We start from the raw sequence: 6,173 nt of genomic DNA, 5'->3' as shown, positions 1-6,173 counted from the left end.
ACCTGAGCCAGATTCGCCCACCCGCCCACCGACCACCCCGGGCGCAAGGATCCCCACAAGCCATGAGGGGCACGCCCATAGAGCGCCCCCTGGTAGGACGTCGCGGTGTACTCGAGGGGGCTCATGACCCTCCACTCGGCGATGGGCAGGGGGTGTAGCCTGCGCAGCTTGCGCATCAGCAGGCGGGCATAGTTCTGGCCCTTGGCCCTCAGGGTTTCGCTCCTCATAACCTGTAGGCTTGGCGCGTTGACCAACAAGAACGCGGCCTCGCCATCGGTATGCAGGTACAGGGTGGGGTCGGAGGCCAGCCGCCCGGAGGCCAGCTCCCGCCACTCCCCGGCATAATCGGGCGAGAAATAAAGCCAATGCCCCAGCGGTTGTCGCTCAGAGAGCCGCATCAATACGGCAAAACCCGACACCCCAAGCTCATAGGTGGGGAGGGGCTTTTTCAGCCAGGCCAAGGTGAAATGCCGATCGGCGGCCGAGACCACCCATTCGGCCTCATACCCCCCGGCCGCTGTCCGCACCTCCCGCACCCGAGGCCGACCGCCGGGGTCCTGGGCGGTCTCGAGCCCCACCACCTCGGTGCCGAAGGAGAACTCCACCCCCTGGGCCTTGGCCAGCCCATACAGCGCATCCGCCAGAGCCCGCATCCCCCCCTCGAGGGCGTATACCCCCAGCCCCAGCTCCACCCAAGCGATGTTGTGCAGCACCGCCGGAGCCTTGTAGGGATTAGCGCCCAGATAGGTGGCAAAGCGCAGAAAGAAGGGGGTCAGGTGAGGCCCCGACTCGACCAGGCGGGGCAAGCCCATGAGCGGATGGGCCCGGAGGCCCGCACCGAGGCCGTAGCGGGTCAAGGCCGGCAGAGTGGGTGGATCGGAGAATATGAAGGTGGGGCTGGCCCCCTCATAGAGCCTGCGGGCCTCCTCCAGCAGCCGCCGGTAGCTCTGGGCTTCCTGCGAGGAAAGTTGGCTGAGGGTGGCTTCCAGGTCCAGCTCCGGCGCAAACTCCCGACCATCCGGCCAGCGGTAGCGGCTCAGGGGTGAAACCGCATACAGGGCCGGGGCGGTGGCCCCAAACGCAGCGAAAATCTCTCGGATCACCTCGGGAAGGGTTAGGACGGTAGGCCCGGTGGGAACCCCCTCCCAACCGATCGCCTTTCCGCCGGGAGCAGGCTGCTTCTCGAGCACCACCGTCTCAAGCCCAGCTTTTCGCAGCCGCAGAGCCGCGGCCAGACCGGCAAACCCCGCCCCGATCACCACCGCCCTCATCGGCTGTACACCCGCCCTTTCCAAACATAGTTCCGCTGCCAAGCGTGCAGGTAGATCGGCGTGGAGAGGATCGGGGCCAGGGGCATCAAGACCACCTCCCACCCTGGGCGTCCGGTCTTCAGGCCGAGCAGGAACCGCTCCAGCAAGCCCATCCCCCCCACTGCCAACCAGAGCGGGTTAAGCAGGGCCAAAGGCCAGCACAGGGTGTAGCCCAGGAGGTGCAGGGCATACGAGAGCGCCAACCCTACCCGGCTTTTCCCATGAAACTCAATGAGGTTTTTGCCCAGCCCCTCTATGATCTCCGCGTAGGTGCGGTACATCCGCACCCCAATCAGGTCATCGCCCAGGGCCAGCCGCAACCGTCCTCCAGAGGCTTTGAGCCGCTGCGCCAAGCGCACGTCCTCGAGCACCTCCCCCCGCACCCCGGCGTGTCCCCCACAGGCCCAGTAGGCCTCCCGCCGAAAGGCCATCACCTGCCCATTGGCTGCGGCGGCTGAGGGGAACGGGGTTTTGAGCAGTGGGTAGGGCAGATAGCCCATGAGCACGTCATCAATCAGGGGTAACAGCACCCGCTCAGGCAGGGTGGGGGTGATCTGGCGCGGGTATATCGAGAACAAATCAGCCCGTTCGCGGGTCATGGCCCCCACCAAGGCCCGCACCCCCCCGGCCTTCCAGCGCACGTCGGCGTCGGTGAAGATGAGCAGGTCTCCTCGGGCGGCTTCGGCCAGCTGCTGGCAGGCCCAGGTCTTGCCCATCCAGCCCTCCGGTTTGGGGGCCCCGGAGATCAGGCGCAGCCGAGGGTCCTGCAGGGCCGCACGCGCTACCACCTGGGGGGTGGCGTCGCTCGAGCCGTCGTCGAGCACCAAGATCTCGTCCACTTCCTGCGCCAGAAACCCCTTTAGGGTCTGCTCGAGGTTGTGGGCTTCATTGCGCGCCGGGATGAGCAGGGAAACCCCCCGCGCAGGAGCCTCCCTGGACTCCCTCAGCACCGGAAACCCCAGCAGGTTGATCAACAGGTTGGCCAGTTTGAACCCCAACCAGGCCACCATCCCATACCCCAGCAGACTCACCGCACCCCCATCAGCCGCCGAAGGGCAGCCCCCCACCCGGCCATCCGCTCGTGGGTGCTGAGGCGGCCCTTGAGCACCGGTCGAAACCCCGGCAGAGGTTCCTCGGCGGGAGCGGTGCGCAGCGCGCGGTCCAGGTCGGCCAGCATCTCCTGGAGGGCCTGGCTCAGCCGTTCGGTCTCCGGGGGGAGGGGCGGACCCACCTCGAGGTAAGCCTCGGGAAACTCCTGGCCCCGCAACACCACCCGGATGGCCACCGGCACCAGGGGGACTCCGGCTTTTCGGGCCAACCAGGCGGCTCCCTCGTTTAGGGGCCCCAGCCCTCCAGGGGATCGGAGCTCCCCCTCCGGAAATATCAGCAGGGTCTCCCCCCTCCTCAACGCGGCCAGCGCCAGGCGGGGCCTCGAGGCCGAAACCCCCCCCAGCTCTCGAAAAAACCCGAACTCAGACAACCGCGCCTCCCCCATCACCACCCCAAACCCCTGGGGCTGGCCAAACAACAGCACCGGCAACACATACGCATCCCACCAAGAGTGGTGGTTGGCCGCCAACACGGCACCCCCCTGCGGCAACGTTCCGCGCAACCACACCCCCCGCAGCCCGCCCCGCACCGTGCGGCGAAACAGCCAGCGAAACAGCCCATACAGCAGTTGGTAGCGCGGAGGTCTCATGTTGCCATCTGCGGCCCACGCCGAACCCGCCGTTTCCAGGGCCAGGCCAGGAGGTTCATGCCCAAAGCGCAGACCACCGCCGCCGGCCACAACCCAAACAACAACAACCCCGCCGGAAGGAACAGGGCCTCGAGGCGATAGGCCCAGGCCATCCCCCCCTGGCCCAAACCGGGAGCCAGCCAGGAAAACAGCAGCGAGAACAGGCTACCCACCCCAAACCAGGCCAGGTAGTTGGAGAGCGGAGCCCCATACCAAAGCGGGTGGGGGTCATGCCAGGCCCAGTAGCCCTTAGTGGTCATCAGGGCCTCGAGGCCGGCATCCCAGGCCAGCACCAGCAAGCCCGTGTACCAGGGTCGTCCGTTGGCCAGGAGGTGCGCCGAGAACACCAGGGCAAACCAACCCAGCGGCACCACCAACGGCACCCCCCAAAGCAGCGGGGGTGGGGCCCCGGCATAGCTGTAGCTCCCAAAGGGGAACCCGGTCCGGCTCCCCATCACCTCCAGACCGAGCCCCAGGCCAAAGGCGGTGGCCGCCAGCAGCAGAATCCTCGGCCCGATTCGCCTCCAGCCCCACTCCAACGCGGCCAGGGTGAGCAGGACCATCTGGATCAGCCCGAGCAGCGGGAACCCCTGGGGCCACAATGGTACCGGGATGCGCACCAACACCGCCAAAGCCAGCAACACCATCCAGGGCTCGAGACGAACCGAGAGGGCCTGTAGCCGAGCCCTGACCTCCGGGTCACGTCCCAACCAGCCCACCTGGGCCCCGAATGTGGCCGCCAGAAGCAGCGGCCCCAGCGCGGCCGGGAGCCCCAAAGCCAACGCCCCAGCGAAACCCAGTCCCGCCGAGACCAGCACCCCCCCAGCGATGGGAAACCGCCCCATCCAAAGCCGATCCCCGCCCAGGGCGGCCAGCAAGGCCAGGCCCGGCCCCAGCAGGGCCAGGCCCAGGGCCAGAGGCGGGCTCTGGCCGGTTACCAAAAGCCCCGCCCCCAGCAGGGCCAGGCCCATCCCCAGCAGGGCGCCCAGCAAGCGCAGGAAGGGCGAACCAGACCCACCGCTCCGCCGGGGCCACCCCAGCGTCAGCAGCGCAGAAACCAGCAACACCCCCAGGCTCAATCCGGCGTACCCCATGCCCCTAGCCTACCCTGAAGCGGCGGGGCAATTTGCGATCTGCAAGGAGTTTAGCGGCCAAACAAGCGGTGGCGCAGCACCTCGAGCGCCCCCCGGGCAAACGCTGAGCGGTTCACGCTGTTCAGGATGGCCCAGTCCTCGGCCAGCGAGCTGGCCTCGTCCAGAAAGCGCAACACCCGTGCAGGGGGGTTTTTACTGAACAGGTCGGCAAAAACCCGCTCCCCCAGCTCGCGTTGGCTGGACAGCACCTCGAGCAGCACGCTATCGAACAGGGCATACCGGTTCACCTTAGGCTGGCGGTAAAAGGGCTGACCCGTCTTGTACAGGCTCTCGGCGATCCGCCGCGATTGCTCCTGAATGCGTTGGAAGGTATATCCCGTGGAGGGCTTGGTCCGCCCCCCTGCGGTGCCGATGCGCAGCACATGGGGGCTTTGGCGGACGGGCAGGGGAAGGTCGGTCATGGGGATGACCCCAAACTCCTGCTCGAGCCGGGTATATCCCCCCGGCTCCAGCCCCAGATGCTGGCTGAGGTATTGTTCCAGGCCGGCATCGTAGGCCTCAGGGCGCAAGCATTCCGCCGAAAATACCGTGTACTCGACCAAGGCCTGCCGTGGGTCCAAGGGCAGCACGTAAACAAACCGGGTCTCCCCGTTTTGGGGGGTGCGGAAATCCATGAAGGTCGCGGCCTCTGGGTCAAAAGCCGGGTGGGGGGTCTCGAGCCTCCAGCCTTTGAAGTGCTGGAGCAGGTACTGCCGACCCGGGCGCCGGGGTGGGGGCTGATACAGGCTGCTAAACACCCACCGGGCCTCCAGGGGCTTGCCGTCCAACCAAACCCGGCCCCCCCCATCGGCCTCCTCAATGTGGGTGATTTCGCCGTAGCGAACGGTGAGGTTGGGCTGTCGGGCTACCCAGTCGCTCATGAAGCGGTAAAAGTCAATCCCCCGCAGCATCTTGTAGGTGTAGGGGGCGAGCTCCAGCCGCCTCGAGCCGCCCGCCCCGTGAAACCACACCTGCTCCCAGCGGCGAAACACCAAGGCCTCAAAGGGGCCTGGGCCCTGCTCCCAAAAGCACCAGGTGCGGTCATTCGCGATTTTGGGCGCCCGGTCAAGCAGCAGGATAGACCGCTCAGCGAGCCCACCGCCCACCAGGTGGTAGGCCAGGCTGAGCCCTGCGGCCCCTGCTCCGGCAATGATGAGGTCGTAGTCGGGCATGAGGTTAGATCCGGTTCCGGCTCAGCTCCTTGAGCACTACCCGAGCCGCGTTCCTTCCGCTGGCCCCCATAATCCCCCCCCCCGGATGGGTGCTGGCCCCAGTCAGGTAGAGCCCCCGGATCCCCGGAAACTTGTACCCGTGAGCCCCCAACCAGGGGCGCAGCATAAACATCTGGTCCAGACTCATCTCCAGGTGCATCACGTTCCCCGCCGGCATGGCAAACTCCTGCTCGAGCCAGAGTGGGGTTTGCACCAGTTCAGCCACGATCTTTCGGCGAATCTCCGGGTCATAGCGCTCGAAGCTGCGCAGAATGCCTTCCCTGGCCTCCGCAGCTCGAGTTTCCCAAGTCCCCTGGGCCAAGGTGTAGGGGTAGTACTGCGCCCACAGCCACAGGGTCTCCCCGCCCGGCGGGGCCAGGCTAGGATCCACCGCGCTGAAGCTCATGGCGATGAGCGGGGGGTCGTGGGTGGGCTCCCCGGCCAAGTACTCCCCGTAAGCCCGGTTGAGCTGCTGCTCCCCCCGGATGAGCAATCCCAGCCCTGTTCTGGCCTCATCCCCTGGGTGGGTCTGGTAGCGCAGCCGCTCAGACAGCCCCAAGCGCAACACCATCCCAAACCCGTTGCCCACCCGCACCCCCCGGGCTACCTCGGGGACGGCCCCCTCCGGCAGCATCGCCAGGGTTTTTTGGATGTGGGAGCCTGCCAAAACCGCCCGAGCGGTGACCGCGGAGCCGTCCTCGAGTTCCAGGCCCACCGCCCGGTTGGCCTCGAGCCGAATCTTCCCGACCGGTGCACGCAGGTGAACCCTGCCCCCCATGGC

Annotated in this window: 6 protein-coding genes; all 6 read right to left on the bottom strand. The window is 67.0% G+C overall.

Going from position 1 to position 6,173, the window contains the following annotated elements:
* Positions 1 to 1,271: phytoene desaturase family protein (locus Mgrana_RS16330; RefSeq protein ID WP_119358639.1), on the bottom strand; the 1,271-nt coding region annotated here is incomplete at its 3' end.
* A complete protein-coding gene (locus Mgrana_RS16325; protein WP_240631415.1) occupies positions 1,268 to 2,341 on the bottom strand; it encodes a glycosyltransferase family 2 protein in 1,074 nt (357 codons plus the stop codon). The genes Mgrana_RS16325 and Mgrana_RS16330, both read right to left, overlap by 4 nt.
* Entirely contained in the window at positions 2,338 to 3,009 is a 672-nt protein-coding gene (locus Mgrana_RS16320; RefSeq protein ID WP_119358638.1) for a lysophospholipid acyltransferase family protein, read from the bottom strand. Before Mgrana_RS16320 ends, Mgrana_RS16325 begins: the two co-directional genes overlap by 4 nt.
* On the bottom strand, positions 3,006 to 4,142 hold the full coding sequence (locus tag Mgrana_RS16315; protein ID WP_240631414.1) for a carotenoid biosynthesis protein: 1,137 nt from the start codon (positions 4,140 to 4,142) through the stop codon (positions 3,006 to 3,008). Before Mgrana_RS16315 ends, Mgrana_RS16320 begins: the two co-directional genes overlap by 4 nt.
* Before the next feature lie 50 nt (positions 4,143 to 4,192).
* Complete coding sequence (locus Mgrana_RS16310) at positions 4,193 to 5,353, bottom strand: lycopene cyclase family protein (RefSeq protein WP_119358637.1); 1,161 nt, start codon at positions 5,351 to 5,353, stop codon at positions 4,193 to 4,195.
* 4 nt (positions 5,354 to 5,357) lie between these two features.
* Positions 5,358 to 6,173, bottom strand: an 816-nt coding sequence (locus tag Mgrana_RS16305; RefSeq protein ID WP_147371319.1) for a phytoene desaturase family protein, incomplete at its 5' end; no start/stop codon positions are given.

It is taken from the genome of Meiothermus granaticius NBRC 107808 (assembly GCF_003574355.1).
GTDB classification, from domain to species: Bacteria; Deinococcota; Deinococci; order Deinococcales; family Thermaceae; genus Meiothermus; species Meiothermus granaticius.
This window is presented reverse-complemented; position numbering and strand designations above follow the sequence as displayed.

Coding starts and splice junctions, on each gene's coding strand:
- Mgrana_RS16315 (WP_240631414.1), bottom strand. CDS start 4,142: ATGGGGTACGCCGGATTGAGCCTGGGGGTGTTGCTGGTTTCTGCGCTG.
- Mgrana_RS16310 (WP_119358637.1), bottom strand. CDS start 5,353: ATGCCCGACTACGACCTCATCATTGCCGGAGCAGGGGCCGCAGGGCTC.
- Mgrana_RS16320 (WP_119358638.1), bottom strand. CDS start 3,009: ATGAGACCTCCGCGCTACCAACTGCTGTATGGGCTGTTTCGCTGGCTG.